This is a genomic window from Rhodococcus sp. AB351, from assembly GCF_049538275.1.
Lineage (GTDB): Bacteria > Actinomycetota > Actinomycetes > Mycobacteriales > Mycobacteriaceae > Rhodococcus.
Genome location: NZ_JBMVFW010000040.1, coordinates 1 through 689 on the forward strand (window position 1 = coordinate 1; position 689 = coordinate 689).

Annotated in this window: 1 protein-coding gene; it reads left to right on the forward strand. The window is 66.2% G+C overall.

The genetic code is table 11. The annotated features are described in order from the left end of the window. On the forward strand, window positions 1-689 hold a 689-nt coding region (locus tag ACPCXD_RS22905), incomplete at both ends, for a cupin domain-containing protein (protein ID WP_423661211.1).

Consider the following 689-nt stretch of genomic DNA (forward strand, 5'->3'; position numbering starts at 1 on the left):
GCCTCGTTGGTCTCCGGTGACGATGCCGGCCGACGGGTGGTGATGCTGGTCAACGACGGCCGCAAGGACCTCAGTGCGGCCGTGGGTCTGCTCTACACCGGACTGCAGATCATGAACCCGGGCGAGTCGATGACCGCACACCGACACGCAGCCTCCGCCCTGCGGTTCGTCATCGAAGGTGAAGGAGCGTGGACGATCGTCGACGGCGACCGGCTCGAGGCCGGAGCGCGGGATTTCCTGATCACCCCGAGTGGCACCTGGCACGAACACGGCAACGATTCGGCCAGCTCCCCGGTGATCTGGCAGGACGGACTCGACATCCCCCTGGTCAACACACTCGACGCGAACTTCTACGCCGTGCATCCGGAGCTGCATCAGCAACCCGGAAAAGTCGTCAACACCTCGCTGCACGAGTACGGGTCCGGGATCCTCACCCCCGCCGACCGCGGATGGAGCAAGCGTTACTCCCCGCTGCTGGCCTACCCGTGGGAACGCACCTACGAGGCGTTGCTCGCCCGCGCCGAGGTCTCCGACGGATCACCGTACGACGGCATCATCATGGAGTACGTCAACCCGCTCACCGGCGGTTCGGTCATGCCGACGATGGGCGCGCACATGCAGCTGCTGCGTCCCGGTCAGGCCACGCTCGCGCATCGGCACACCGGGTCGGTGATCTACCACGTGGCCAA